Origin of the sequence: Hyphomicrobium sp. GJ21, assembly GCF_001006785.1 — a bacterium.
GTDB lineage: Bacteria > Pseudomonadota > Alphaproteobacteria > Rhizobiales > Hyphomicrobiaceae > Hyphomicrobium_B.
Window position 1 is genome coordinate 245,952 of sequence record NZ_CDHO01000002.1, and the last position, 24,952, is coordinate 270,903.

General features: G+C 57.6%; 25 protein-coding genes and 1 pseudogene. 4 read left to right on the forward strand and 22 right to left on the reverse strand.

What is annotated here, in order from left to right:
* Nucleotides 1-23 precede the first annotated feature (23 nt).
* The 19 genes from hypE to HYPGJ_RS04255 form a co-directional block, all read right to left on the reverse strand.
* Nucleotides 24-1,094 (reverse strand): hydrogenase expression/formation protein HypE, encoded by a 1,071-nt coding sequence (gene hypE / locus HYPGJ_RS04165; protein ID WP_046846036.1) that lies wholly within the window; start codon nucleotides 1,092-1,094, stop codon nucleotides 24-26.
* On the reverse strand, nucleotides 1,091-2,221 hold the full coding sequence (hypD, locus tag HYPGJ_RS04170; RefSeq protein WP_046846037.1) for a hydrogenase formation protein HypD: 1,131 nt from the start codon (nucleotides 2,219-2,221) through the stop codon (nucleotides 1,091-1,093). The genes hypE and hypD overlap by 4 nt, the downstream gene beginning before the upstream one ends.
* Entirely contained in the window at nucleotides 2,218-2,910 is a 693-nt protein-coding gene (locus tag HYPGJ_RS04175; protein WP_046846038.1) for an SIS domain-containing protein, read from the reverse strand. The genes hypD and HYPGJ_RS04175 overlap by 4 nt, the downstream gene beginning before the upstream one ends.
* 11 nt (nucleotides 2,911-2,921) lie before the next feature.
* On the reverse strand, nucleotides 2,922-3,203 hold the full coding sequence (locus HYPGJ_RS04180) for a HypC/HybG/HupF family hydrogenase formation chaperone (RefSeq protein ID WP_046846039.1): 282 nt from the start codon (nucleotides 3,201-3,203) through the stop codon (nucleotides 2,922-2,924).
* Nucleotides 3,173-5,629 (reverse strand): carbamoyltransferase HypF, encoded by a 2,457-nt coding sequence (gene hypF, locus HYPGJ_RS04185; protein ID WP_052750838.1) that lies wholly within the window; start codon nucleotides 5,627-5,629, stop codon nucleotides 3,173-3,175. The genes HYPGJ_RS04180 and hypF overlap by 31 nt, the downstream gene beginning before the upstream one ends.
* A complete protein-coding gene (locus HYPGJ_RS04190) occupies nucleotides 5,626-6,819 on the reverse strand; it encodes an NHL repeat-containing protein (protein WP_052750793.1) in 1,194 nt (397 codons plus the stop codon). Before HYPGJ_RS04190 ends, hypF begins: the two co-directional genes overlap by 4 nt.
* A gap of 2 nt (nucleotides 6,820-6,821) precedes the next feature.
* Nucleotides 6,822-7,697, reverse strand: a complete 876-nt coding sequence (locus HYPGJ_RS04195; protein ID WP_046846040.1) for a NifU family protein — start codon at nucleotides 7,695-7,697, stop codon at nucleotides 6,822-6,824.
* A gap of 4 nt (nucleotides 7,698-7,701) precedes the next feature.
* On the reverse strand, nucleotides 7,702-7,929 hold the full coding sequence (locus HYPGJ_RS04200) for a hypothetical protein (protein WP_046846041.1): 228 nt from the start codon (nucleotides 7,927-7,929) through the stop codon (nucleotides 7,702-7,704).
* Nucleotides 7,930-7,937: 8 nt separating this feature from the next.
* Nucleotides 7,938-8,147: a hypothetical protein gene (locus HYPGJ_RS04205; protein WP_046846042.1), complete on the reverse strand. Its 210-nt coding sequence runs from the start codon at nucleotides 8,145-8,147 to the stop codon at nucleotides 7,938-7,940.
* 36 nt (nucleotides 8,148-8,183) lie between these two features.
* Nucleotides 8,184-9,194 (reverse strand): hypothetical protein, encoded by a 1,011-nt coding sequence (locus HYPGJ_RS04210; protein ID WP_244466008.1) that lies wholly within the window; start codon nucleotides 9,192-9,194, stop codon nucleotides 8,184-8,186.
* A 111-nt stretch (nucleotides 9,195-9,305) separates the two neighbouring features.
* Nucleotides 9,306-9,617 carry a hypothetical protein gene (locus HYPGJ_RS04215; protein WP_046846044.1) on the reverse strand — a complete coding sequence of 104 codons (312 nt, stop codon included), beginning with the start codon at nucleotides 9,615-9,617 and terminating at the stop codon, nucleotides 9,306-9,308.
* Between the two features lie 7 nt (nucleotides 9,618-9,624).
* A complete protein-coding gene (locus HYPGJ_RS04220; RefSeq protein ID WP_046846045.1) occupies nucleotides 9,625-10,119 on the reverse strand; it encodes a hydrogenase maturation protease in 495 nt (164 codons plus the stop codon).
* A 19-nt stretch (nucleotides 10,120-10,138) separates the two neighbouring features.
* Nucleotides 10,139-10,468: a hypothetical protein gene (locus HYPGJ_RS04225; RefSeq protein WP_244466009.1), complete on the reverse strand. Its 330-nt coding sequence runs from the start codon at nucleotides 10,466-10,468 to the stop codon at nucleotides 10,139-10,141.
* A 31-nt stretch (nucleotides 10,469-10,499) separates the two neighbouring features.
* The gene (locus HYPGJ_RS04230) at nucleotides 10,500-10,817 is read right to left on the reverse strand and encodes a hypothetical protein (protein WP_046846046.1); all 318 of its coding nucleotides are present in this window, start codon (nucleotides 10,815-10,817) and stop codon (nucleotides 10,500-10,502) included.
* Nucleotides 10,818-10,905: 88 nt separating this feature from the next.
* Nucleotides 10,906-12,504, reverse strand: coding sequence for a nickel-dependent hydrogenase large subunit (locus HYPGJ_RS04235; protein WP_046846047.1), 1,599 nt, complete (start codon nucleotides 12,502-12,504; stop codon nucleotides 10,906-10,908).
* A gap of 61 nt (nucleotides 12,505-12,565) precedes the next feature.
* On the reverse strand, nucleotides 12,566-13,528 hold the full coding sequence (locus HYPGJ_RS04240; protein ID WP_046846048.1) for a hydrogenase: 963 nt from the start codon (nucleotides 13,526-13,528) through the stop codon (nucleotides 12,566-12,568).
* A 220-nt stretch (nucleotides 13,529-13,748) separates the two neighbouring features.
* Nucleotides 13,749-13,991, reverse strand: a complete 243-nt coding sequence (locus tag HYPGJ_RS04245) for a hypothetical protein (protein ID WP_046846049.1) — start codon at nucleotides 13,989-13,991, stop codon at nucleotides 13,749-13,751.
* Nucleotides 13,988-15,442 (reverse strand): sigma-54 dependent transcriptional regulator, encoded by a 1,455-nt coding sequence (locus HYPGJ_RS04250; protein ID WP_046846050.1) that lies wholly within the window; start codon nucleotides 15,440-15,442, stop codon nucleotides 13,988-13,990. The genes HYPGJ_RS04245 and HYPGJ_RS04250 overlap by 4 nt, the downstream gene beginning before the upstream one ends.
* Before the next feature lie 521 nt (nucleotides 15,443-15,963).
* A complete protein-coding gene (locus HYPGJ_RS04255) occupies nucleotides 15,964-17,898 on the reverse strand; it encodes a tetratricopeptide repeat protein (protein WP_046846051.1) in 1,935 nt (644 codons plus the stop codon).
* A gap of 363 nt (nucleotides 17,899-18,261) precedes the next feature.
* Between HYPGJ_RS04255 and HYPGJ_RS04260 the strand changes: the two genes are divergently transcribed.
* On the forward strand, nucleotides 18,262-19,362 hold the full coding sequence (locus tag HYPGJ_RS04260; RefSeq protein ID WP_083984026.1) for a LuxR C-terminal-related transcriptional regulator: 1,101 nt from the start codon (nucleotides 18,262-18,264) through the stop codon (nucleotides 19,360-19,362).
* Nucleotides 19,363-19,391: 29 nt separating this feature from the next.
* Here the strand turns inward: HYPGJ_RS04260 and HYPGJ_RS04265 are convergent, their stop codons facing one another.
* The 3 genes from HYPGJ_RS04265 to HYPGJ_RS18695 all read right to left on the reverse strand — a co-directional run bounded on the left by HYPGJ_RS04265 (nucleotide 19,392) and on the right by HYPGJ_RS18695 (nucleotide 22,163).
* Nucleotides 19,392-19,799, reverse strand: coding sequence for a trypsin-like serine protease (locus HYPGJ_RS04265; protein ID WP_210166502.1), 408 nt, complete (start codon nucleotides 19,797-19,799; stop codon nucleotides 19,392-19,394).
* Nucleotides 19,800-20,539: 740 nt separating this feature from the next.
* On the reverse strand, nucleotides 20,540-21,370 hold the full coding sequence (locus HYPGJ_RS19440; protein ID WP_083984027.1) for a M15 family metallopeptidase: 831 nt from the start codon (nucleotides 21,368-21,370) through the stop codon (nucleotides 20,540-20,542).
* Nucleotides 21,348-22,163 carry a hypothetical protein gene (locus tag HYPGJ_RS18695; RefSeq protein WP_052750795.1) on the reverse strand — a complete coding sequence of 272 codons (816 nt, stop codon included), beginning with the start codon at nucleotides 22,161-22,163 and terminating at the stop codon, nucleotides 21,348-21,350. The genes HYPGJ_RS19440 and HYPGJ_RS18695 overlap by 23 nt, the downstream gene beginning before the upstream one ends.
* 906 nt (nucleotides 22,164-23,069) lie before the next feature.
* Here HYPGJ_RS18695 and HYPGJ_RS04285 point away from each other — a divergent pair.
* From HYPGJ_RS04285 to HYPGJ_RS18700, 3 genes and pseudogenes are all read left to right on the forward strand, one after another.
* Nucleotides 23,070-23,543 (forward strand): phage major capsid protein, encoded by a 474-nt coding sequence (locus tag HYPGJ_RS04285; RefSeq protein WP_052750796.1) that lies wholly within the window; start codon nucleotides 23,070-23,072, stop codon nucleotides 23,541-23,543.
* Nucleotides 23,544-23,547: 4 nt separating this feature from the next.
* Nucleotides 23,548-24,174 carry a hypothetical protein gene (locus tag HYPGJ_RS04290; RefSeq protein ID WP_046846054.1) on the forward strand — a complete coding sequence of 209 codons (627 nt, stop codon included), beginning with the start codon at nucleotides 23,548-23,550 and terminating at the stop codon, nucleotides 24,172-24,174.
* Between the two features lie 16 nt (nucleotides 24,175-24,190).
* Nucleotides 24,191-24,418 (forward strand): annotated as a pseudogene (locus tag HYPGJ_RS18700) (hypothetical protein); the annotation flags it as partial.
* Nucleotides 24,419-24,952: the final 534 nt, after the last annotated feature.

The window sequence follows — 24,952 nt, forward strand, 5'->3', positions numbered from 1 at the left end:
TGGGATGTTATGAGCCAACGTAGTCAACAAATCCTCGGCAGCTGTTCGCCAACCAACATGTCGACGATGCGTGTGCCGCCGAAAACGGTGCGCATGGTGACGCGGCCGGCCTCTCCGGCGCCGACCTCGCCGATTGCCGCTGCGTCGCGGCCGAACGCGTGCGAGCGAAGGGCGAGGAGCGCCGCCTCGGCTTCGTCCGGCGGAACGATGGCGACGATCTTCCCTTCATTGGCGAGATAAAGCGGATCGAGCCCGAGGATTTCGCAAAATCCCTTCACTTCAGGCCGGAGCGGTGTGCGCTCTTCTTCGATCGTTATTGAAACGCCCGATGAATCCGCGATCTCATTCAATACGGTCGCAACGCCACCACGCGTCGCGTCGCGGACAGCGCGCGTTCCAGGCGCTGCCGTTAACAGGTTGAAGATCAGTTCATGCAACGGCGCGCAGTCGCTTTCTATTGGGCTATCGAGCGCCATGTCGCCCCGCGCTCCGAGGATGGCGGCGCCATGGTCGCCGAGCAGTCCGTTGACGATGACGATATCGCCGGGGCGCGCCAGATGTGCGCCAAGCGTCATGCCTTCGCGTATGACTCCGATGCCCGTCGTCGTCAGGAAGATCTTGTCGCACGCGCCCTTGTGCACGACCTTGGTATCTCCCGTGACGATCTCGACACCGGCGGCGTGCGCAGTTTCAGCCATCGAGCTTGCGATCCGGCGAAGCATATCGATCTCGACGCCTTCCTCGACGATGGCGGCGCACGAGAGATAAAGCGGCGTCGCACCGCCGACCGCGAGATCGTTGATGGTGCCGCAAACGGCAAGCTTTCCGATATCGCCACCGGGGAAGAACAACGGATCGACGACGAAGCTATCGGTGGTAAATGCGAGCCGGTCGCCGAGACTGGCAAGCGCCGCGAGATCGATGCGCGCCTGATCCTCAAGTGGCGCCAGCCGGGCATTGTCGAACGTTCTGACGAAAACATCGTCGATGAGGTCTTTCATCGCCTTGCCACCGCCGCCATGTGCCAGCGTCACGGTCCGAACCGAGACCGTGCCGAGCCTGCGGGGTGTGCGCGTGATCGGAATGACGTTCATGACGCCACCCGTTGCTTTTTGATGCCACCGTACTGGTAATAGGCCGCACACGCGCCTTCAGACGAGACCATCAGCGCGCCAAGCGGTGTCTCGGGAGTGCATGCCGTGCCGAAAACTTTGCATTGCCAGGGCTTGATAACTCCCTTTAGAACTTCGCCGCATTGGCACGATTTTGGGTCGGCGATCTTGATATGCGGCATGGTGAATTTTCGCTCCGCGTCGTAGACGGCGTAGCGGTCGCGCATGCGGACCCCCGAGTGGTCGATCGAGCCGAGGCCCCGCCATTCGAAGAATTCGCGAAGCTCGTAGACCTTCGCGACTGCTTCGAGCGCACGATCGTTGCCGTCGTCAGGTACGATGCGCGCATACTGGTTCTCGATTTCGGCGCGCCCCTCCTTGATTTGCTTCAGAACCATCCAGATCGACTGCAGCACGTCGAGCGGTTCAAAGCCGGCGACTACCATCGGTCGCCTGTAATAGCGCGACACGAATTCATAAGGCTTCGTGCCGATGACCATCGAGACGTGGCCCGGGCCGAGAAAACCGTCGAGCTGCAAATCCGGACTGTCGAGGATTGCCTTGATCGTCGGAACGATCGTGATGTGATTGCAGAAGACGGAGAAGTTCGTGATGCCTTCGGCCTCTGCCTGCAAAATCGTCAGTGCCGTTGACGGCATCGTCGTCTCGAAACCGATGCCGAAGAACACGACTTCGCGATCGGGGTTCTTGCGAGCGAGCGCAAGAGAATCCATGGGCGAATAAACCATGCGCACGTCGGCGCCGTCGGCCTTTGCCTGAAGCAGGCTTTTGCGCGAGCCCGGCACGCGCATCGCATCCCCGAATGTCGTGCAGATGACCTCGGGGCGTTCGGCTACGGCGACACAATCATCGATCCGTCCCATGGGCAAAACGCAGACTGGGCAGCCTGGCCCATGCACGAGCTCGATTTCCTTTGGCAGCATGCCTTCGATGCCATAGCGGAAAATCGAATGCGTATGCCCCCCGCACACTTCCATGATGGCGATCGGCCGATCCTTCGCGATCGGGATTTCGGACACAAGACCCTGGATTTTCTTCACAAGGGTCGCTGCTTTTTCCCGATCGCGGAATTCATCGACGTATTTCATGCTGCCGCTCCCTTGCCCGCTGCCGAGCCGCGGTCGTCCGCGAGCAGCGTGTGAACGAGGTCCCAAAGAATGTGGTAGGCCGTAACGTGGCACTCCTGAGTACGGTGGATCGAGTGCGTCGGCACCACAAGGCAGTGGTCGACAACGCCGGATGTCTTCATGCGGCCGCCGTCTCCTCCCGCGAGGCCAATGGTCACGAGGCCCATCTCCTTGGCTTTGGCGAAGGCGGAGACAAGATTTGTCGAGTTGCCGCTGGTCGAAATTCCGATGAGGCCGTCGCCGGGGCGGCCGTGGGCGATGATCTGGCGGACGAACACATGCTCGAAGCCGACGTCGTTGCCGACGGCAGAGATCATCGCGAGATCGGCGACAAGATTGGTGGCGGCAAGGGCCGGCCGTCCGGCAGTGATGGGATGCACGAACTCGACGGCAACGTGGGACGCGTCGCACGATGAGCCGCCGTTTCCCATCGTGAACAGTTGCCCGCCCCTGCGATAGATGCCGGCGAGTGCTTTTGCAGCCGCGACGAGAACAGGCGCGGACGCGTCGAAAAACGCCGCATTTGTTTCGCGACTCTCTCTGGCTTTTTCCGCGACGGAGTGCAGGAGCGCGGCATCGAGCTTTGCAGCGTCCTGGGACTTGCCGTGAAGGAACGGATAGAGTGCTGCAAGTTCGGCTTCGTTCGACATTGCAGAGCCTCCTAAATGGCGCCCGAAAGCCGCATCGCCTCTATTTCGGCCTGGGCTTCACCGAGTTCGTTCAGAATTTTGAGCGTTTCTGCGGCTTCGGCTTCATCGATCCGGCTCATCGCGAAGCCCACGTGGATGAGCACCCAGTCACCAACGCAGCTCTCAATGGGATGCGCGTCGTTGACAACGCAGGCGACATTCACCTGCCGCTTGACACCGCTGACGTCGACCGTCGCGAGTTTCTTCTCCACATCGTCGATCGTTACGATGCGTCCTGGAATGCCGAGGCACATGGCGCGTTTCCTTTGGTGGACGTGTTCTTTTTTGATTGAATAAGCAGGGCTGCGGCGATGGCGGCTTGGCCAAGTGCCAAGCCGCCGTCTCCAGCCGGCACCTGCGTATGCGTAAGGACCTTGAAGCCTTCGGCTTCGAGCCGTCTCAAAATCTCTTCGAGAAGAATGCGATTGTGGAAGCAGCCACCCGAGAGCGCGATCGTGTCGAAGCGTGGGCCGGATTGGCTGTCGCGTTTCGCGAGCTTGACCGCCATCATCGTGATGGCGCGCGCGAGGCCGCGATGAAAGCGAGCAGCCATGACGCCGACCGGTGTTCCCAAAATCACGTCGCCGAGTATGGCATTCCATACGCCGAGCGGTTCTATGTAGGGGAGGGAGGAACCCTTGAGCATCGGGATCGTGAACGGATAGGCAAGTGCGTCGTCCTCATGATGAAGCGCATCGAGATCGACAGCGGCTTCGAGAAGCGCGGCCGCCTCGCCTTCATAGCCCTGTCGCTCGAAACAGAGACCCATTGCTGCCGCCGCGGCATCAAAAAGTCGGCCGCAGGATGACGCGTTTGGCGAATTGACGCCGTCGCGCAGCATGGCGTCGAGGATCTTGCGCGGCTTCGCATCGAGCTGGCGATACACCTCGAGATCGGCAAAGTTCATTGCAAGCGCGGGCCAGCCCATCTCCGCCATCAGATGTGCGTAAAGATTGCGCCAAGGTTCGCGCGCCGCCTGATCGCCGCCGAGCATGGCGACAGGCTTGAACGTCGCGAGCCGCTCGAAACGGGAATAATCCGCGAGCAAAAACTCGCCGCCCCAAATGCTGCTGTCGTCTCCGAAGCCCAGCCCGTCAAGCGCAATGCCAAGCACCGGGGCGCCGTCGAGCGGCCAGCCGTTTTCCGCAAGGCAGCTTGCGACATGTGCGTGGTGATGTTGGACCTCGACGAGGGGCAGGCCGCCAACGCGGGCAAGCGTTTGCGCGTAGGAGCTGCTGTGGTAGCCGGGATGGCGATCGCGGACGATCACCTGAGGTGTTACCGCCAGCATGTCGCGATAAAGGTCGATGGTGCGCACAAAGTCCGTGTGGGTGCGGGCGTCGTCGAGATCGCCGATGTGCTGAGAAAGAACCGCCGCGCCCGCTTTCATCAGGCAGAACGTGGTCTTGAGATCGCCCCCGAGGGCCAAAATCTCGGGTGCAGCCTCGAAGCCACGGGGCAATTGCACCGGCGAAGGAGCGTAGCCACGGGCGCGACGGAGAACGCGCGCTCTGCCGTCCGCAACGCGAACAACAGAGTCATCAACGCGGTTGATAATGTCGCGTTCATGAACGAGCGCGAAAGAGGCAATGCCGACAAGCTCGGCCTTCGCATCGGCATCGGCGATCACCTGCGGCGCATCAGAGAGGTTCCCTGACGTCATTACGACCGGACGACCCATGCGCCGGAGAAGGAGTGCATGCAGCGGCGTCGTCGGCAGCATGAATCCGAGCGTCCCCAGCCCGGGCGCGATCGCATCGGGAAGCTTTTCGGGGCCGCTGGCGTCGAGGAGCACGATTGGCGCTGCGGTGCTGGCGAGAAGTGCAGCTTCATCGTCCATAACAGCGCAATAGCGCCGAATGACATCGAGATCGCGCGCCATCAGCGCGAACGGCTTTCGATCGCGATGTTTGAGTTTCCTGAGCCGCTCCACCACATCGGCGCGCGTCGCATCGCAGGCAAGCTGATAGCCGCCAAGGCCCTTGATAGCGACGATCTCACCCTTTTGGATGAGGCCGAGAGCCCCGTCGACATCGTCCAGCATCGACGTTTGCTCGAAACTTACGGCTTTGCCGTCGAAGCGGATGAGGCGAGCCTTTGGGCCGCACGCATGGCAGGCCGTCGTCTCGGCATGAAAGCGCCGATCTGCGGGATCGGCGTATTCCGCCGCGCAAATCGGGCAGAGATCGAATGACGCCATGCTGGTCGCGGCGCGATCATAGGGAACGCGCTCCACGATGGAGAGGCGCGGACCGCAGTTCGTGCACGTCGTGAAAGGATAGCGGAAGCGACGCGAAAACGGATCGAAGATTTCGTTGGCGCAGTCGGCGCAAATAGCCGCGTCGGGCGCGATTTCGGTATCGCTTCGGCCGGCGGCACTTTCGCCAATCTCGAAAGTTCTCCGAAGTTTACCTGTGAAAGGGGAGACTTCGATGCTTTCAATGGTCGCCAGCGGCGGCCGATCATGTTCGAGGCGGTCGAGCAGAAGCCGGATCGCCGAGGAACGTCCTTGCGCCCGGATCAGCACACCTTCTGAATCATTCAATACGACGCCGCCGAGGCCGAGTTCGCGAGCCAATCGCCACACGAATGGTCGAAAGCCGACGCCCTGGACACGGCCGCGCACGCGGATCTCGACGCTCGTCATCGCATCGGCATCAATGTGCGTCGCGACGTTCATTGCGCAGCCTCCCATAGGAGGACGCGGTTGTTGCCGCTGTCGGCGATGACAAGTGTCGAGCCGCAAGCGGTGATGCCATATGGCCAGCACAGACTATCGCGCGAAGGTGCGAGCCAACGATTGTCGCCTTTGTCGTGGAACGTGCGTTGGCCAGCAATACGGCTTGCGGCAGCGGTCATCGCAAGCTCGTCGAGCTTATGCGCGACGAGGCGCGAATTCGCAGTATCAGCGATTGCTAGCACGCCATTGAGGACAGCAAGCCCATACGGCATGTTGAGTGCGGCGGCCGTCGGATAGTAGGCCGCCATATTGTGATCGACGCCGGCGAAATCCTGCTGGCCCAGAACAAACGAGCACGCCGCACCATTGTCCGCCGGCATCTGGTCCCAAGCCATAACGCGATTATTGCCGGCGTCGGCAACGAACAGCCGATTTTGCGTGACGGCGACCGCGTGTGGCCACCGCATGCCGGCTGCAGCCGGGGCGTAGCCTGCATTCTCGTCGCGGGTGACAAAATCCTCTTGCCCGAGCACTAGGTCGGCGGGCGTGCCGTTGTCCAAAGGAACGTGGTTCCATTTCAGAACGCGGCGATTGCCTGTGTCTGCAACATAGAGCGCGCCGTCAGCAATCGCCACGCCGTAGCACCAGTTGAGTGTGTCGGCTGTTGCGTGCACCTTTCCGCGGTTTGCCAATGCGCCCGCGAAATCCGTTTGGCCGAGAACGACGTCGGCTGGCTGGTTTGATCGCGTAGGGTAGCTATGCCAGATGAGGACGCGATGGTTCCAAGCATCGGCGACAGCGAGCACGCCATTGCTCGCGGCAATGCCAGTCGGAACGTTGAGTGTCGCCGCGTCGACGTTGCCCCGAGCGTTGCGCCCCTCCGAAGAAAAGTCCGGCTGACCGATGACGATGTCGGCAGGCGTTCCACTCCGCCCAGGCGCGCTGTTCCATATCAGCAACCGATGATGACCCGTATCGCAAACAAAGAGCGGGCCTTCGGGAGACGCGAGCAGGGCGCCTCGCGGTCCAAAAAGTGTCTTGGCGGTGGGCGAAATGGGACTGACGGGCTCGCTGCAGTCAGTCGCTTCGCCCAGTACTACGCGGGCACCGAGTTCGTCGAGCAATGCCTGTGCTTTTCCGGCGTTGCTGCCGGGAGATGCCTTCCTGATCGGGGCAAGGGAGACGCGCATCGCTATTTTTGCAACCTCACTTCAACGCGCGTTCCGACGACGCGGACCGCATGCGGCTGCAGCTGGACTGTGGGTGCCGTCAGGCATTCGCCGCTCATCAGGTCGTATTGAAACTGATGGTAGGGGCAGGTGATGATGCCGTTCTCGATTTCGCCGTCGTCGAGCGCCATGCCGAGATGCGCGCAAGCATTTTGAAAACACGTGACGATCGAGCCACGCCGCGATAGCAGGATTTTTTCGCCCTCGAGGATCTGCGCCTTGATACCCCCTTCGGGGATTTCGCTAAGTCGGGTTGCGTAATGCCACGGGCCGCTGGCGCTATTCGCGAACGGGCTGACGAAGCGCACGCTGTCACCATTCGGTCCGCTCGCCGCAGTGCCTTTGACTTGCAGGATTTCGGTGATTTCCGGGCACGCGTCTTCGACTGCTTTCTTGACACCGGCGTGGAATGTCAGCGCCGATGCCGGGCACCCGTCGCACGATCCGGTGAAGCGCACTTCGATGGCTGGTGGTGACACGCTCACGAGTTCTACATCGCCGCCGTGCGAGGCCAGCATCGGGCGGATGTTCTCGAGTGCCGCTTCAACTCTTTCCGAAAGACTGGCTTTGACGATGCGGTGGCGTCTCAGAACGGCGTAGACGACCTCATCGGTTACCGCGGATTTCATGGCTTGAAGTGCTGCAGGATCTCGCTTCAAGGCGCTGACGAGCCGTCTCAGTGCCTCACCGTTCAAGGCTTCGATGGCCCTGCCGTAAGCCATGGCCGCGCCGCGCGGCGTTTCTTCCCAACCGTCGAAAATCATTTCCAGCCGTTCGATATCGCCCGCGAGATGAGCGATGTCGTTGCGTTCGCTAGCGATGGTTTCGACGGCTGTCACGGCATCACCTGTATTTGAGGTCGCGGAACAGACGTGGCTGCAGCGCGCCGCCGAGGAAGCCTGCAATTATCGCCGCAAGCCAGTATGGAAGACCGGCAAAGCGCACGGCGAGAACAAAGCAGAGCGCCGCAAACAGGATGCCGATCGCAAGTTGCGTGTAGGCCTGCCCCGGATCGGCAAACAATTTGCCTCGGAAGAAGAGAAGGATCGCACTTCGAACCATTTCGAGCATGTTTGACCTCAGCCAATGAACGCGGAAACGAGGATGCCGATGAGCACGCCTGCGGTGCCTGCGACCACGCCGTAGAACGAGCCCATAAAGGCTGCGAGCTGTGGACCAAGTGCCTTGCCACCTGTGAGCACGCCGCCGAAAGCGCCCCCGATGACCGATGCAATGAGTGCCAACAACAGAGCAAATGCCGCTGTTTCAATCGGTAGATTCCCAAGCATTCCGTGTCGTCCTTTTCCGCTTTCGAAATTTTGCGCCTATTCCGCTTCGTGCATCGGGCCATTGGTTTCACGCAGCGGAGCAACCGAAAGGGTCTCACGATCGATCTGATCGAGAGCCTCGGCGACGATCCGCGCCTTGCCGGCTTCGCCAGCGCTCGCGAAGATTTCGCGTGCCTCGGCATAGAGCTTCCGCGCCACCGCCAGGTTCAGGCGATTGCCGGACGCCGGATCCTCGACGTCGTCAGGCAGGTTCCAAAGGCAGTTCGCTTTGTTGGAAATCGTATTTGCATATTCGAGCGGTGCCGATTTCCGGCTGCGAACCTTGAGCGCCTCGTCGTAAGCCTCGATGGCTCGGAGGTTGTTTTCCACCGAATGACTTGAAGACGCATACTGGAGGGCGTTCCCCAGATTGTTCTGCAGCATTGCGTACTCGGATGGATGGTCGATTACGTTCACGACCTTCAATCCTTCCTCGAAAGCCTGCACCGCAAGCGCTTCGCGCATTTTGGATCGCTCGTCCGTGAAAGGAATCGAGAGAAACGCCGTCGCGAGATTGTTCTGCAGGATTGCGTATTCGGTCGGGAACGCTGCGCGATCGAATGTCCTGAGGGCGCGTTGATAGGCGGATATCGCATCGACGATCCGCGCCTTGCCGGCACTGGAGAGACCTTGCAGAACGAGACCGAGATTCATTTCTGCTTCGGCAAGCTCTTCCGCTGAGCCGTGCTCGCGAAGGTTAGGAATGGCCGCCTCTAAGCCATCGCGGGCCAGTTCAAGCGACGCCGAGCCTTCTTCGGGAATTGCTTGCAGCGCCGTCGCCCTGCGTGCGCGAATGCGTGCTTCGAGCAACGCATGTGAGGAGGGGCAAATGGCAAGCGCTCGATTGTAAAGATCGATCGCGGCGCGAATCTCGTCAACGGATTTGGGCTTGATCTGAAGACCGACGGCGATCTCCATCAGCATCTCGGCCCGTTCTTCAGGTCGCGCGGTTTCGACATCCGCCGCAGCGAGGGCAGTACGCACCTGCTCCTCCGCACCGATCGCCACGATTGAACCTCCCCAAGCCCCCATCTCTGCGGATGGATCACTCTCTTTGCACCTAGATAACTTGCTATTTACGCCGGCGTCTACTCACATTTCATAATGTAAACTTAGTTGTCATTCGAACGCACGCTCTACGATGAGTGCCGCCCGTTCTTCGCTCCACGTCGCGGGAAGAGTCATTTCAACGGCGTCTTCAATTCCATTCTCGCGGAAGAAATCGGCGGCCATCACCGCCCGGTCACCGGCGCCGGTGCGAACCTTGATGACGTAACCTCCCGCGGCCTGATGACGGACCGGAAGCACGACAAGATTGGAGCCGTCACGAAGCAACACGACATTGTCGAGCGCGTTGAAAAACCGCTCGTAGGTTTCGCGCGTCAAATGCAACGAGCCACGGCGCAGGGTTACGAGCGCAGTCTTGGTCACGGCAGACCTAGCCTTCCGCGGAACGGGATGAGGACGTTGGCATAGACGCGATGCTCACCTCGATGCTCTCGGCCACCGCCTTGGATGCCGTTTCGATTTCGCGAGATAAACCGATCCCGAAATCGCAACTCCTGGCCTCGATCAAGTAGACGGTCACATCCGTGGGGAAAGCATCGCCGTACATCTTCCGCCCCGCATAAAGTGCGTGATCCCAGCGAAAATCGTGAAGATTGAGCGACGGCTGCTTTTCGCTTTCGACTTCGCTGCCCGGTATTTTGAAGATGGCTCCGGGCTCGGCGCCGGTCTGGCAGCTATCGACGACGATGAGTGTCTTGCATCCGCGGGCCGCAAACATCACTGCCATTCCGTCGGTCCCGGCATCCAGCAGGCGGACATCGGTTCGTGACCGGAGATCGTTGCGGCCATTTAACAAGCGTACAACCTCGATGCCGACGGCATCGTCACTTCGATTGGCATTCCCGCATCCGATGACCGTGATCATTTTTACAGAGCCTCTTCGCCTAGATCCGCCAAAGGCGGCATGACCACTCGGGCTCGACGGGGCAGTCGAGCTCGGGAAGCTCGCAATATTTTCTATGCACAAGATAGTACATGCAGGTCTCGCAGGATTGCTCGATGCCAGCGTGTTCGACCGGGTAGCTTGTAAAGCCGCCGATGATGAGCTTGGACTTGAGATCATTGCCCGCGTGGCCGAGGCGCGCGACGATCGCCTGAACTTCCTCGTGCGTGTCCGCACGAGGAAAAATTTCTGCCTTGAGGCCGTCTCCGAGGAGCGAACGTATCTCTTCACGCCGCCGCTCGTCGTTGGATGTTGCTACGGTAATGGGCACGGCACACCTCGGATCATCGGCTTTTCTGCTTTCAAATTCTCCACAGTCTGCACCACCACGTCGGTTCGACCGGCACCGAAAGCTCAGGCAAATCGCACCACCTGCGGTGGACGAGATAGTACATGCACTCGAGGCACCGCTGCTGATCCGGACCGTAGGGACGATCTACGAAGCCGCTAATGACAAGCTTCGACTTCAGATCGTCCGGCTCAAGCCGGCGCAGCTCGGCAAGAATTCCGCCGAATTCTTTCTCCGTTTCAGGAAAGGGCTCGGTCTGAGTCTCAAGACCTGCCGCCATCATGTCGGCGATCGTCTTGAGAAGAGCCACATCTTTGCCGTTCGCGCTCATTCTCCCACCTTGATATCGGGCGCGCGCCACCTTAGCCGCACCAGGCAAGCGTAGCTCGTCGAGTGGTACGGTATAAGGAAGCAAGACCTCAAGCGGTGCGGAAGCGAGCGAGCTGCTCACCGGTTTTCGCGTCATAGGCGTGCACAGTGCATACAAGACAACTGTCGTACGAGCGGCAGACGTGGCCGACTTCCACCGGATCATGAGGATCGGCGATCGGCGTGCCGATCAGCGCCTCCTCGATTGGGCCACGCGCGCCGTCGGTCGTCCGCGGCCCGACGTTCCAGGTGGTCGGCGCGATGATCTGATAGTTTTTGATCTTGCCGCCCTGGACTTCGATCCAGTGGCAAAGCGCGCCGCGTATGGCCTCAGTCGCGCCCCATCCGCGGCCGTCTTTTTCCGTCGGCTTGATGTACCAAGGGTCGTTGAGCTTGAATTCGCGCAGGCAATGTTCTGCTTGTCGATAGAGCTTCACGCCCTCGTGCATCCGCGCGAAGTGGCGCAGCATCACGCTGGCACCGCCGAGGTTTTTGTACATGTCGAGGACGAGCGGATCGTAATGCTGCCAGCTCTCGCCGTGCTTTCCGCCGGCGATCAGCTGACGAGCCAACGAGCCTGCTTCGAGCCGGCCGTCCTGTGAATGCAACACGGCCGCGGCCCAGGAGTATTTGCCGTTGAAGTCGACGGCATTTTTCTGCACAGGCTTCGTTGTGCGGTCGAAGGGGTGGAGCGCTTGCGGTTCGTCGTACCAGGCATGGCGCAGGTCTTCGCGCGTCATCGCTTGGTCCATCAGCTTGTGCGTGCCCGCCGCGCCGTCGAAGACGCCGCTTTTCATGATGAGGGCGGCGTTGCGACCTTCGATGGTCGGCTTTTGATAGCGATCCTCATGCGGGAGATAGCCCCAGGAGACGTATTTGTGGTGGCCGCGACCGTATTTATCGAGCCCGATATCCATGGACATGCGCCAGAACATGCCGAGGTCTGAGTTCGCGTGCTCCGGACGTTCGTCGAGCCAGGCCAGGAAGTCGCTGTAGCTTTGAATCTGCTCATAACGCTCGAACGTACAGCCGAGCCATGTCGGCTCCATCCAGTTGCGGCGGAAGTACTCAAGGATGGTCCAGGCTCGCGTCACGTCGGTCAGTGTCGGCGCGCACATGACGCCGCCTGGAACCATGTAGCTCGAATGCGGCCATTGTCCTCCGAGCAGCGCGTAAATCTCGACGGGTCGCCCTGAAATGGTGACGCCGAGTTCGTAGTTCTTGCCCGTGAATGGTGCCCACCGTTTCACCGCCTCCTCGTAGTACTTCGACTTGGCGTAGTTTTTGTTGGTGTAGTCGATCATGAAGAGACCGTAGTGGTGGCGCGGCAGGCTCTGCAACGATTCGACGAGCTGTCCGAGGTTGCGAGCCAGGATCGCGTTGCGCGGCACGGTCGTGCCCCAAGCCGTATCCAGCGCCCACGCGGCGCAGGTCAAATGCGATGCTCCGCAGATGCCACAGGCACGCGGCGTCACGACGAGGCCGGCTTGAGGGTCCTTGTCGCGCAAGATGACTTCGAAGCCGCGGAAAAGTTCGGCGTTCGTCCATGCGTTGACGACGACACCATTCTGAATTTCAACGCGGACGTCGAGGTCGCCTTCGACGCGGCCAACCGGCGAAATGTCGAGCGTTTGGACGGCTGCTGACATGGATTATTTCACTCCCTGGATGACGTCCCTTGAGGATCGTCTTGATTGTTTTTGCTGCAGCTCAGACCACGAAAATGTCTTCTTCGGCCCACTTCGGACTTGCAGCCTTCGCGGCTGCCGTGAGCTTTACGTAGCCGGTCTTGTCGACGCCGGCCGGCATGTCTCTCGGAACGCCCATGACCGTTTGCGTCTTGAAGACCGTACCCGGAGCAAGATCGTAGAATGGGAACTCAGGCTCCGTGCATCCCATGCAGGGCATGCCGGCGCGGGTCTTGGACGATTGCCGGTTCCATAGGATGCGATTGCAGGGCGAGTGCGTCATTGGTCCGCGGCAGCCAAGATCGTAAAAGAGGCAGCCTTTGCGTTGACCGAATTCGGTAGCCGAGACCTTGTAGGCGAAGTGCATATTCCGGGTGCAACCCGTCTGAGTGAAGCTTTGAAAGAACGTCTTCGGGCGTCCGAAATCGTCGAGTGTGAGATCGCCTCCGCGGCCGGTCGCGACGGCCACAACGATCTGCGTGATCCAATCGGGATGCGCTGGGCAGCCCGGAATGTTGATGACGGGCAGCCCCGCCTTCGACTTGTAGTCTTTGCCGAGAAAGCCGCCGTGACCGCGCTTCAGGAATTGAAGGCCGACGCTTTCCGATGGGTTCGGAGCGGTTGCCGGTATCCCGCCCCATGTCGCACAGTCGCCGACAGCAACCGTGAATGTTGCGACGTTCGCGAGATCGCGGACCCAGTCCTTCATCGGTCGTCCCGCAAAACGGTTCCACTCGCCGGTGCCGTTGGGCGCGTTTACGACCGATCCTTCGAACACGAAGATATCGAGGGGTAATTGCCCACTAACGAGGGCGCGCAGCATTTTCTGCAGGTTCTCGCCGAGTTCCATGCCGAGCGAGGGATGCCAAAGCACGTTGATGCCGAAGTCGGTAACGAGATCGCAGGCACTCGGCTCCTCAGCATTGAGGAAGGACATCGTATTGCCTGAACACGCTCCGCCTTGGAGCCACAGCAGGTTGGCCATTCGTCTTCTCCCCTATCGCGGCGACTTCGGATCGCCTTCTGAATAGTTAATGGGAGCAAGAAGCGGGCCACCTCTAATGCAAATCAGAAAGCGGCGTTATTTCAAATCGTTCCCGCATTGCGGCGCAATTTTGCAGCCGGTCGAGAACGTGAACGCGTATGTAAAGTTTGTATGCATGGGGAAACTGCGTTTGCAGTTTTCGTCGCTGTGAAGATGTCGTCTAGCCGTGGCGTCCGCCGCACGTGGGGCATGCGACCTCAAGCAAATAGCCGAACCAAATCTTGCGGCAGTTGCTGCACCAATGGCCTGTCGTTTGTTCGATTGGAATACCGATTTCTCTTGCGAGTTTGCCGTAAGGGGCATCGGCGAGGTTTGCCCTCCGGGCCGGGCTAACACGCGAGAACGGAAAACCAACGATCGCAGCTGGATCCTTCTTGCCGTTGTCGGTTGTGTCACCCGTCATGACGCATTTTCCTCATTGAGGCGGTAGCGGCGGACTTTGTTGGCGAGTCCGACGCGCGAGAGACCCAGAACCTCAGCTGCCTTGCTTTGGTTCCACCGGTAACGTCTTAGCGTACTCTCGACGAGATGACGTTCCAAGCTCTCGACCTGATCTTTGAGGGTTTCGCCTTCCGGCACAAACCCCTTTGGGCGGCTGGCCGTGCTGCGCTGGGGTGCGTTGAGAATGTTGGGGGATAGGTGATGTGTCGTAAGATATTCGCCGTCGCCCGTCAGCACCACGAGGCGGCGTATTTCGTTCTCCAGTTCCCGCACGTTACCTGGAAACTCGTATTGCGAAAGTTTATCGATGAGACTCGCGGACAAACCGAGAATCTTTCGACCGGTTGCCTCGCTATGTTTTGCTGCAAAAAACTCTGCAAGTGCCGATATGTCGTCGACGCGGTCGCGCAGCGGAGGCACCTCGAACTCGATGCCCTTCAATCGGTAGTAAAGATCTCGCCGGAATTCGCGAGTCGCAACGAGCTGAGCGAGGGGGCGATTTGAGGCAACGATGATGCGGACATTGGAATGGGTCGTTCGGTCAGATCCAAGCGGCTTGACTTCACCTTCTTGCAGGAAGCGCAACAGAGATACCTGGAACGAAGGCGATACCTCCGAGATTTCATCGAGAAAGACGGTGCCGCCGTCGGCCGCGCGAAAAAGGCCGAGCCGGTCCGATATGGCGCCCGTGAAGGCTCCGCGTTTGTGCCCAAACAATTCCGACTGCAAAAGTTCGTCGTTCATGCCTCCGCAATTCTGCATGAGGAGCGGGCTCGACTTCCGCTGCGAATTGTAGTGGATCGCGCGCGCCAAGAGCTCCTTTCCGGTGCCTGTCTCCCCTTGAATGAGAATGGGAAGCTCGGTCTTGGCTGCCGTTTTTGCCAATTCGCAGAGCGCCGCCATCTTTTCGCTTACGTAGACGAGCTTCTCGAACTGCTGGCTCTGCTGGTCGAGGCGCAAATCGTGGGGCGGATGATAGAATGCGCCTTCATCGCTCATCTTGAATTCGCGAGAGATCAACCGGTGACGCCGAGCCAACTCTCGCGTCTCAAGGCCCCGCTTGACGACAAGCGCAATCTGCTCGATGTCGAGAGGCTTGCGCACGTATTGATAAACGGAGGCCTCTTTGATGGCCTTTGCCGTGCGCTCGATGCCCATCGCGAGAACCAGAACGCGAACGACATCGGGATGGGAGATGCGTAAGCCCGACAAGAAGGCGCAGCCATCGAATTCGCGGTTGCCTTCATCGGCAATGGCGAGGTCGACGTGAACGTCGCGCGCTATGACCAGGGCCTGGGTCTCGGTCGTGGCCGTCAGCACCCGGTACCCATGACGCTCGGTCATGAGTTCGATGAAGGCCCCCCAAGCCGCATCGCTCCGGGCGACGATCAAAACGGTGTTGTCGCGATCCATGAAACCAAGTTTCCAGTATGAGTGCTAAGTTAGCAATAGCCTCGACGGATTAATCCATCAACATGCGGTCACTCACGTCGGAATCTTGGGACAGCGCGCACGATCGCCCCGGCCGCGCCTCTTGCGGCCTTTGATGGAACGAAGGTCGGGTTCCAACAAAAAGTGCTGGGTGTCAGCGTTTGGTCAAAAGCGCCAAGCGCTGCCTTGGCGCGCACTTAGATGTCGCCTGTTTTTCTATTGCAAGCGGACATCGTAATGGACTCGAATAACACTGAGCCAACTCGCTCGATGTCCGCTTCTGGGATAAAGCGACTTCGTCGGACGCTCTTCGCCAACAACTGGGAGTGCGTCGCCTAGAGGACGCTGCACGCCCAGATTCGAAGTGCGATGAGCCTCTCGGAAACGCTCACAAAAAGTGAAATACGGGCATCCCACGGCGATAAGGAAACCCCTCCGCAGGCGGAGCAGGGAGAACTCCGGTGTCGACTCGTTTACCGGCCGAGCGCGCGGGCTGTTTTGGCCTATCGGCGATTGCCCGCTTGGGAGATGAGATTCTCAAGGTGCCTCCCCGCTATTGTGCTAGCTTCCGGACTTAATTCTATCGCTTTGCGGAAATCCGCGATCGCCGCATCTGGCGCCGCCATTCTTTCGTTGATCAAACCGCGCAGCTCGTAATTGTCTCCAGATTGTGGCGCATCTCGTAGCGCCGCGCTGATGCTCTTAAAGGCGTCCACGTACTGATCATTTCCGTACTGGGCTTTTGCGAGCATGTAATAGGCGCGCCAGGTTGGGCCGACATCGACTGCCTTTTTGAAATTGAGCAGGGCTCCCGGCAGGTCATGAGCGTTTAAATATCGGAGGCCCTGCTGGAGATACGGATTGCTCTTCTTGATGTTCATGTAATGCCGCATGAAGTCGATATAGTCGCCGATGGTGCCGCATTTCTTAAGGGTCATTTTGGGTTTCAGCGGATTGTCACGGATGTTGATTTCTTCTAGGTAGGCGGACGGCATCATGACAATGGTCAAGCCAGATTCGGTCCGGAACGCCGGGGACAGTCCGCCCCTCAGCCTGAGTTTCTTGATTAGCGAGACTTTTCCGAAGTATGCTTTCGTTGGCGTAATAAGGTTGTACCTGTGCAGCTCGTTTCCGGAAAACCACATCGCTGCCCCGTAGATCCCGGATATCTCGGTCGGGGTTATGCCGTCTCCCACTGATGTCTCGTTCACGTGCTGCTGTTGAGGGGATTCCATGCTTGCTGGGCAGGTCGCGTCATAGAAACCACTGTAGAAGCTGTAGGGACCGCCCATCTGCTCCCGCGCCATCGACATCATTTGATCGAGGTAGTTCCCCCTTTGAAGGGTGAGGGACAGCTTGCACTCGTCGGTGTCACGGTTGGTATCGCGGCCAGTGCACGCTTCGTATGGCCCAGTAGAATCATCCGTGGGCGAGTTATTTGTTTCGGGTGACGGGAGCATCGCGGCGCCGGTTGTGTTGCCGCGTGGCAATGCTTTCCCGCTTTCTCGGTCGGTGTTTTGGACGGAACCGAGTGGTGGCCCTTCTTTAGATTTTGCTGGCGCGGAACCCTCGCTGATATCACTCGCCGGCGGCGGAAGATTGTTCTTTGAAAGCAGGTAGGCTTCTGCTCTGGCGACGAAGCTCTTAGTGTCATACGTGACGTTTTGATAGGTTACGAATGGCCCACAATGGGCCACTCCGCCGTCCGCCGTTGGGACGGAAAAAAAAGTAAAGGAACCGCCATGCGCGACACCAATGAGGAAGACCTTTTTACGGTCATCGAGAGCGAAAATAGGTGAGCCGGAATCGCCTTCACAGCCCAGACGCGGAAAATGCTCTTCATCAGGCTCGACGATAGCTCCTTTGTAAACTCGGCCGTCACCGAACCGATAGGGGTGGTTAAGAGTTAAAGCGCGCAGGTCCACCATGCCTTTGACCATCACGTGGGTGTCTTGTGATACATTATACAGAGGCCTTGCCGGATGGTCTCTCCAGGCGTCGTACTCATAAGCCAATTCAACCGGCTCATTCCACTCCGGTGCCCTCGGAATTAAAATGAGGGCGGCATCCATTAGTGTGGGATCCGAGGAGGACGTGTTCCAATCACCGTTCTTCGGCAACTTATGCGCTACCCAGTCAGTCGCGTCCCTCTGAATATACCGCTTTGGCGAGGTGTTAGAGAACAACCGGACAGAGATCGACCGCGCGTTAGTTACGCAGTGTCCTGACGTCAACACGAATGATGGGCTTATCAGCACCCCCATGCATGTATAAAGTTTGTTCGGCTTATCGCTGACATTTCGCACAATTACGAACGCAACAGATTTGTAAAAGCGTTCTGCAGCGACGCCGGGAATGGTACTTAACGGCTCGCCGCCTTCCAATGCCGACAAAGGTAGTGCGAAGGCGAAAGACAGGGTGAGCAGCAGCGAGCGCATCGGTAATTCACTCCCGGTCCCAAATACGGGGATTGAACTGACCTTTTTTCTGAAGGTCAACGTCATAATCCGTATAGTGAAGAACTCGGCGGTGGTTTGTAGTTAGCATCGATCAACACGTTGATGACGCCCCGCGGTGCGTGTCACCGCATTCGGTATGGCGTGAATGAAAATGAAATTTTTGGCCTTTGGGATGCTGTGCCGGAGTCAAGCAATAAGCACGAAGCGCGTCATGATTTATATGTATCACGGGGCGCATTTATGAATTGAATAGTCATCAATTAGCCAGCGTGCTGAAAGTTCACTCCTGAATTTATTTTATGCTCTTTCTTACGTGTGTATTTGCGGTTCGGGGAGACGGTTATGGACTACGATCTGTTAGTCGATGCGATCTACGAGGCAGGCGCTCACCCCGAACAATGGGACGGTGTCCTAGCTTTGCTGACCGCCTCCTTTCGAGGGGTGTGTGCGGCGATGCACATTGGAGATGTCAGCAGCGATTTTGCTTTCGGCGCAACGTATCGTCTCAATCCAGAAGCCAGCGACGCCTACGCCAAGCACTACTTCGCAATCAATCCACTCAACGAGCCGCTCACGCGAGTCCCTACCGGAACCGCCGTCGGAGACAACCAGCTCGTGCCACGCGCCGCCTACCATGGCAGCGAATTTTATAATGACTATAGCCTGCGCTTCCAGCTGAACGGCTCGATCACGGCCGTCCTTGAAAATCGCGACGGGCACGTGTCTTGTCTCGGTGTCGTCACTGCGACCGGCACTGATCCCCATAGCCCTGATGAAGTCGCCGCGTTTCAGCGCCTCATCCCGCACATACGGCGGGCGCTCGACTTGAACAAACAGTTCGCGGGCCTCAAGGATCGCGTCGCGCTTGCGACCTCCGGCCTGAACCAGCTGGATTTTGGCATGGCGTTTCTTGACACCGGCGGGACGATTGTCGCCGCCAACACGGCGGCGGAAGCCATTTTTTCAGCCAACGACGGGCTGCGGGCCGTCCGTGGCCGGCTCAGGGTGTCAGATCGGGCTGTGCAGGAGCGGCTCAATTATGTTGTCGACTGCGCCGCTCGCGGCATCGGGCCTCGCGGCGGCTCGTTAAAAATTCCGCGCGCCGGCGACAAGCCGCCGCTCTTTGTCCGTGCCACCCCGTTTCGGGGCGAGAAGCTAAAGGACATGAAGGAGGTTCGTGTCGTGCTTGCCTTTCGAGACCCTCAGAATTCAACCCGAGGGGGCACCGACCTTATCGCGAGCGCTTTTGGGCTGACACCGGCGGAAGCGCGGGTTCTGCGCGCTTTGGTCGATGAACCGGATGCGAAGAAGATCGCCGATCGTTTCGACGTCAGCCTCGTGACCGTTCGCAATCAAATTGCGCGCATGTTGCAGAAGACAGGAACCACAAAGCAAAGCGAGCTCATCAAGCTGGTGTTGACGAATGATATCCCCATTCTCTGATCTTCGGAAAACAGCAGAAACGCGCTGGCTCAAGCGCGATTGATGGGGGGCTCCGACCATTCAGGAGCTGGAGAGATTAGGATTGCACCGACGTCGTGATAGTCATGATCACCGCGCCGGGTATTTGTTCCGTTGTAAAGGTGCACCTCAACGCTACGAGCCTTGTCTAGACAATGCCCGTCTGTCAGCACGAAGCGTGAGGCTATTATGGCGCCCATGCACCCAAATAGGGGTTCCCCTATTTTGTCGCCAATTTTGCGTATCTTCACGATGGCGAGCGCTTTGTAAAACGTTTCAGGACTGGTTTTGGGAATAGTATCGAGCGGTGCGCCGTTATACATCGCCGATGCATAGGCGAGCGGCCACGAACAGCAGAATAGCCAAAGCAGGCGCTTGAGGATGATCATCGGCGAGACGTGTTTTTCCGGAATGGACAAATCAATGGTGCTTAACAGGTTCTGATATTCGCCAATAAATGCATCCGCGGAATATTTCGTCTGGCATTGATCGGAACACAGTATGTCAGACTGAAATTAGAACAGCACCAAGTTGGTCTTAACTAATACATCACCATGTCTGATCTCTCGATCATCTCAGATTTTTGGCCGCCGGGCACGCGCTGAGGCGTTCCCCTCTAGCGAAGACCACGCTCGCGATAGCGTCTGTGAGCACCGTCCATCCAGTGTGGCTGTGAGTGGGCGGAGTAACGTCCGGCGTTGCCCCGCGCCAGAAGATCCCCTCGTCCCACCGAACGCTATCAAGGGCCGAACTTTCCATTTTTTTTCGGGTTCACCCGCCAGGACAACAATAGATCCAGCTCCCTCCCCGGCAACAGATGTTGCCGCCTTGAGATCTGCAATAGCTGCAGGAAAGGCCCTGAGGGCAATCACCATCCGATCGGCAGACATTGAACGCCAACCTCTGTCGGCGGAAATTTGGAAAGATGGACTGCGGCCGGGATTGTGTGCTTGTGCTGGATTCGAAAGATGGCGTTTCATCGGCCATGCTGGCTCCCGGGACCAGTAACGCCATCAAGATGATGGCACCAGCGTAAATGAGTCTTTTCATCCGGCGCTCCACTGTTTAAATCGGGGATTGTTTTTTTATATAGCTTGCCGTCCTCTACTATCGTGAAATTTTACTCGCGCTTTCGAGTGCTTCCAAAAAGACGCATTATTCAAGGTGATTGTTTGCCCGCGGCAATAATTTCCGGCCGGTATTCGAAATGCATCGTATCAAAGTGAAACCATTTTCCGCCCCAAATAAAGCCATGCCTTTCAAAAATATCCACGATCTCCTGGGGAACTTCATTGGGGTCGTTCAGTTGTTTGCGCGCAGGGCTCCAAAGCCAATAACTGGAGTATTTCGGATTCAGGTCGATTGCCGATGCTGTCGCGTGGGCGCTTCGGCGGGTCGTGCCAGCTATTGTCCGGCAATTATAGGTGCCACCAAGAGGAAAAAGGTATTTATCAAATTCGGCAGGTAGCGTATCCAATTCAGCGGACACTTCTTTGAGCTTGGCCGCCATACCATTAATCCTGGTCACTTCGATCTTTTTTCCCCATTTTCGGGGGAGCCAGACTAAGGAAACCAGGTTTCCTTTGACATCGCCCTTGCGGCAATCGCCGTACATGCGCGTGAAGAATGCGTCTTGACGGGCACGACCGGGATCTGAGTTGAGTGAAGGAAGCGACGTCAGGTGCCCCGAAACGTAACGATCGTAGAACATGTCCTTCAGCGAAGGCGCTTCAAGCCGTTCCGCGAAGGTCTTGTTCCCCTTACCATCGTCGAAGGACCACCGGGTTCCGTCTTTCCACAAAATCTCGGTCGCGGTATGACCGCGCAAGAAATCTGGATATGATCCGACAAGAATGTCCATCAAGTGAGCGGCACCCACATCGCTGGCGGCCGACGCGTTTGGAGCCAAGCCGTAGATAATATGCGCGAGCAACCACGCGGTCGCGAAATTTATTCCGGATTTCGATTTAATTTCCGAGGATGGTGACATTCACAAAATCTCTCGCACCAAGTTGGCAGATATTCACGAGAATCAAGGGCGTCCCATTCACTACTTGTTTGAGCGCATCCGGCGTCGACTGGCCCGCGTTGATGAGGTTCTCGAGCGCTTGCCGATTTTCTTTCGAGGAAAAATAGAGATCGCCTTGGTCTTCTGGGTCGCGTCTCCCGAACGCGTAATAGTTCGCGCGATCCTGACGTACTACGGCGGCCGCGTCCTTCAACCTTTCGCCATCGCTGTTGAAATGATCCGCTGGTCCGAGGCGCGCCAAATAAGACTCTTTTAGTCGACACTGTGTGGTGCTGATGATCGAAACCTGGATGACGTCGGCTCCATTCCTTCCGCACACGCTGACGAGGACCAACGGCGTGCCCTTGACAATTTCCGCAAGCGTTCCGGGGGTAGCGCTTGCGGAGTTGAGTAAGTTCTCAAGAATTTCCCGGTTCTGCTTCATCTGGAAGAAGTCGTCGCTTTGATCTTCCGGGTCGGCTTGTCCGTAGACAAAGAAATTTGCACGGTCTTGCCTGATAACAGCAGCCGCGTTGGTTAGGCGCTTCCCAGAGCTGTTAAAGTGGTCCGCCGTGCCTAATCGGGCGACATACTGGCCGCGGAGTTCACATGCCGTGCCCCTCGTTGAATTCGACGCCGACGGTGGCATAATTGGCGCTGGGTCCGTATTAAAAGTGCCCATGTTAAATTGCTGCGCGGATGCCGGATGAATAATTGCAAAGAAAACCAAAAACAAATATGCGCGCAAGACCTGCTTCCGTTCTTTATCAGACATCGAACTTCGCTTTCTGCCTTTCGAAATAGTACGCGTAATTGTTGGCGCTTCCCGCCCGCTATTAATTACGCTCATGCGCGTCAATTGGCTCTTCCGCTCGTACCTGAACTTGCGCCGGTACCAGCAAAGTTCTTGTGCTCCCCAAAAAACTCTACAAAGTCTGCCGTCGAAATTATATCGTACGACTTTATTGAAGATCCCGCGATTGTCGCCTTGTTCCAAGGCAGAGGGTCTTGAAATTCCTTGGAAGCGATTGATGCCTGTCCAGCAAAAATCAACCGAGGAAAGACTTCGGCATTACTAAGCTTGTCAGTACTTATTGCTTCGAAAGAATGCCACTCCAACGGCTGCTCAAATTGGGCGGAGAAAGACGTGACAAGTTCGGATACAGTCAATATTGGGGGGGGGGCTCCAATTCATCGGCGAAGGCAGCAAAGCTAGTGACGATGAAAATTGGTATCACCAGGAAAAATGGGAGTGTGTTTTTTGATAACATCGAGACGCCTCAATAATCATACGCCCCCCTAATGATCAGTCGTATTACAATTGTCAGAGCGCCTCCCTCAAGCACTCGAACAACTAATTATATCAAAGTCCGAATTCGCGTCGATTGCATGTTAGCGCATTTCGGGTTGGCTACGAGGGCCCTAAGCTCAAGAAAACTTGGCTGGGCCGCTGGTGCTAGGATCAGAGCTTCATTGAAAGCCCCTTGAATTGCCGGCATCTGGTCCGAGCTATTTCCTTTCAGGTGCCGGCTTTGACGACGACAACGATTGTGCGGCATTTCTTTGGACCTTCAGTATGCTGCCGAATTACCGCGGAAGCGCCACCTGCGCCTAGCCTGTTTGGATATGTAGCTAATGTGCTAGATGCAAAGCGGCAAGTCATGATCAATCTTGATCATACATGCGGGGAAAGATCGGCTTCGTTAAATCTGGCAAGTCTGACGGCTTTGTTGACGCTTCGGCTACCGTTTCGCCGAGCGATTGCCTTCACGCGCTTTTCTACAGCTTCAAGGCTGAGTATCGCGCCAACGCTTCGTTCATGATGACATCCGGTACGGCGCGCATCGTCCGCCTTTGGAAAGATATTCAGGGGCGTCCGCTCTGGACGGACTCGATCGTGGAAGGCCAGCCGCCGTTGCTTCTGGGCAAGCCGGTGATCTTCAACGAGCAGTGGGATGCGGTCGGCGCCGACAAGTTCCCGATCGCATTCGGTGACTTTAACCGGGGCTATCTTATCCACGATCTTCCGCAGGGAATTCGCTTGTTGCGCGATCTCTACAGCTTCAAGCCGTATACTGCGTTTTATACGACGAAGCGTGTAGGCGGCGGCGTCTTGGATTTCAACGCGATCAAGCTACTCAAGATCGCGAACTGATCTCATGGCCGACGACTTAAATCGCCTTCTGATCAAGATCCAAGCGGACACGTCGCAGCTAGCTTCGGCGCTTCACCGCGCCGAATCTGGCGTTGCTCAGACGTCGGCGAAGATTGAACGCACGATTGAAAAGAACGCATCGAAGTTCAAGAAGTGGGGCGATAGTCTCGCCGGGCAACTGAAAGGCGTGGCGGCCGGCTATTTGGGCCTCGAGCTCGCGGCTAAAGGGATCGAGGCCGTTCACGTCGTTGCGGATTTGGAAGATCAAGCGCAAGCCGCTGGTGTCACGACTGATAAGTTTCAAGAACTGGCCTTCCCCGCCAAGGCGGCCGGTGCGAGTTCCGAAGATCTTGCAAAGGGGCTCGATAAATTTAACGTCGCAATGTCGGGCGTCCGTCTCAACACTGGCGCGTTCAATGACTTTCTGAAGGATCAAGCGCCGGCGCTTCGCTCTGCCCTTGCAGCAACTACGACTCAGGAGCAGGCGATCCGAGTCTTGGCCGATGCGATGGCAGGTTTAGGCGACGATTCCCAACGGGCTTCGCTTTTGCAGCAAGCGTTCGGAAAATCGTCCCGAGAATTGATGTTCCGCCCACGGGCTTCGAAAGCTTGCTGCGACTTCGCTAGCTGAAGCGGGGGCGAGCTCGCATCAGCTGATGGCTTGGTTCGGTTGGAAGTCGATCAAAGAAGCCGAGATTTATACACGCGCGGCGGACCAGAAAAAGCTTGCGAACAGTGTCGCCCCTCTTATCGGAGGGGGGCAATACGTGAACGGCGATTGTCCCACTCTCGCGATGGGACAGTCCCGACGGGATTTAAGCTATTGTTCTGAATTAGGATTGGCGCCCCGTAGGAGACGGGGGATAAGCTGTTGATTCTTAATTATATATTCGACTGCTGCTGCTTTTCTCAGTAGCAGTTTTTGGCAGCGATTTCCATTGATCTTTGGGAACAAATCTTCTGCTATGAATTGAAGCTTGCTGTTCGCTTTCGCCGCAATAACTTTGGTGCCGAGCCGAGATCGATTCAGCTAGGAGGTCGAACGCTTCACATGAGCCCATGCGGACTCGACCGCTCATAGACATTCAATAAAATCCGCAGACGCATCGCTCGGTGTTGGCGATGGAAAGCGAGCGTTTTCCTAAGTCTCAAAGTAGACTTGAATGGAACACGTCAGCAGATCCCGAAGGTGCGCTGGCGCATTTCGCGTGTCCTAAAGCGCCTTTCGGCTGAATAGAATTGAAATTCCGCCGAAAGAATTTTTGATAACAACACCCCTCAAACGTCGAGCTTCAAGAAACTGGCGGCAGCGACCTTGAACTTCCTTGATGCATGGTCGGCTAACGCTGAGGCTGGCAACATGATCAGGTATGAGGTGCTTGCCCTGAGCTTGGCGTAACGCCGAGGGC

What these genes read in the sequence shown, in the direction of transcription:
- HYPGJ_RS04240 (WP_046846048.1), bottom strand. Translation starts at nt 13,528, where the DNA reads ATGGCCAACCTGCTGTGGCTCCAAGGCGGAGCGTGTTCAGGCAATACG.
- hypD (WP_046846037.1), bottom strand. Translation starts at nt 2,221, where the DNA reads ATGAAATACGTCGATGAATTCCGCGATCGGGAAAAAGCAGCGACCCTT.
- HYPGJ_RS04285 (WP_052750796.1), top strand. Translation starts at nt 23,070, where the DNA reads ATGCGGGGAAAGATCGGCTTCGTTAAATCTGGCAAGTCTGACGGCTTT.
- HYPGJ_RS04235 (WP_046846047.1), bottom strand. Translation starts at nt 12,504, where the DNA reads ATGTCAGCAGCCGTCCAAACGCTCGACATTTCGCCGGTTGGCCGCGTC.
- HYPGJ_RS04190 (WP_052750793.1), bottom strand. Translation starts at nt 6,819, where the DNA reads ATGCGCGTCTCCCTTGCCCCGATCAGGAAGGCATCTCCCGGCAGCAAC.
- HYPGJ_RS04260 (WP_083984026.1), top strand. Translation starts at nt 18,262, where the DNA reads ATGGACTACGATCTGTTAGTCGATGCGATCTACGAGGCAGGCGCTCAC.
- HYPGJ_RS04255 (WP_046846051.1), bottom strand. Translation starts at nt 17,898, where the DNA reads ATGCGCTCGCTGCTGCTCACCCTGTCTTTCGCCTTCGCACTACCTTTG.
- HYPGJ_RS04290 (WP_046846054.1), top strand. Translation starts at nt 23,548, where the DNA reads ATGGCCGACGACTTAAATCGCCTTCTGATCAAGATCCAAGCGGACACG.
- hypF (WP_052750838.1), bottom strand. Translation starts at nt 5,629, where the DNA reads ATGAACGTCGCGACGCACATTGATGCCGATGCGATGACGAGCGTCGAG.
- HYPGJ_RS18695 (WP_052750795.1), bottom strand. Translation starts at nt 22,163, where the DNA reads ATGTCTGATAAAGAACGGAAGCAGGTCTTGCGCGCATATTTGTTTTTG.
- HYPGJ_RS04245 (WP_046846049.1), bottom strand. Translation starts at nt 13,991, where the DNA reads ATGACGGGTGACACAACCGACAACGGCAAGAAGGATCCAGCTGCGATC.
- HYPGJ_RS04175 (WP_046846038.1), bottom strand. Translation starts at nt 2,910, where the DNA reads ATGTCGAACGAAGCCGAACTTGCAGCACTCTATCCGTTCCTTCACGGC.
- HYPGJ_RS04180 (WP_046846039.1), bottom strand. Translation starts at nt 3,203, where the DNA reads ATGTGCCTCGGCATTCCAGGACGCATCGTAACGATCGACGATGTGGAG.
- HYPGJ_RS04200 (WP_046846041.1), bottom strand. Translation starts at nt 7,929, where the DNA reads ATGCTCGAAATGGTTCGAAGTGCGATCCTTCTCTTCTTCCGAGGCAAA.
- HYPGJ_RS04205 (WP_046846042.1), bottom strand. Translation starts at nt 8,147, where the DNA reads ATGCTTGGGAATCTACCGATTGAAACAGCGGCATTTGCTCTGTTGTTG.
- HYPGJ_RS04230 (WP_046846046.1), bottom strand. Translation starts at nt 10,817, where the DNA reads ATGAGCGCGAACGGCAAAGATGTGGCTCTTCTCAAGACGATCGCCGAC.
- hypE (WP_046846036.1), bottom strand. Translation starts at nt 1,094, where the DNA reads ATGAACGTCATTCCGATCACGCGCACACCCCGCAGGCTCGGCACGGTC.
- HYPGJ_RS04250 (WP_046846050.1), bottom strand. Translation starts at nt 15,442, where the DNA reads ATGGATCGCGACAACACCGTTTTGATCGTCGCCCGGAGCGATGCGGCT.
- HYPGJ_RS19440 (WP_083984027.1), bottom strand. Translation starts at nt 21,370, where the DNA reads ATGTCACCATCCTCGGAAATTAAATCGAAATCCGGAATAAATTTCGCG.
- HYPGJ_RS04220 (WP_046846045.1), bottom strand. Translation starts at nt 10,119, where the DNA reads ATGATCACGGTCATCGGATGCGGGAATGCCAATCGAAGTGACGATGCC.